The organism is Kitasatospora sp. NPDC059973, assembly GCF_042737525.1.
Classification (GTDB): Bacteria; Actinomycetota; Actinomycetes; order Streptomycetales; family Streptomycetaceae; genus Kitasatospora.
The window spans coordinates 6,337-7,030 of the sequence record NZ_JBHWUI010000009.1; the positions used below are offsets into that span (position 1 = coordinate 6,337).

Annotated in this window: 1 protein-coding gene; it reads left to right on the plus strand. The window is 70.2% G+C overall.

Annotated elements, in window-relative coordinates; all coding sequences use genetic code 11:
• The coding region (locus tag ACFWA9_RS04240; protein WP_380382938.1) for a HEAT repeat domain-containing protein at nt 1-694 on the plus strand (694 nt) is incomplete at both ends.

Here is a 694-nt window from a genome sequence, read left to right on the forward strand (position 1 = left end):
CGCCCTGCAAGTACTCGGGGAGCAGTGGCCGGACGGTCAGGACACCCACCAAGCCGTCCTGACCGCCGCCACCGACACCACCGATACTGGCTGGAACGCTCGCAGCACCGCCCTGCGGGTGCTCGGGGAGCAGTGGCCGGACGGTCAGGACACCCACCGAGCCGTCCTGACCGCCGCCACCGACACCGACACCCACCCGAACGTCCGCACCACCGCCCTGCGGGTGCTCGGGGAGCAGTGGCCGGACGGTCAGGACACCCACCAAGCCGTCCTGACCGCCGCCACCGACACCGACACCCACCCGAAGGTCCGCAGCACCGCCCTGCAGGTGCTCGGGGAGCAGTGGCCGGACGGTCAGGACACCCACCAAGCCGTCCTGACCGCCGCCACCGACACCGACACCGGCCCGATCGTCCGCAACATCGCCCTGCAAGTACTCGCAGCAAACTTCCCGGACGACCAGGACACCCACCGAGCCGTCCTGACCGCCGCCACCGACACCGACACCCACCCGTACATCCGCAGCACCGCCCTGCAAGTACTCGGGGAGCAGTGGCCGGAAGACCAGAACACCCACCAAGCCGTCCTGACCGCCGCCACCGACACCGGCCCGATCGTCCGCAACATCGCCCTGCAAGTACTCGCAGCAAACTTCCCGGACGACCAGGACACCCACCGAGCCGTCCTGACCGCC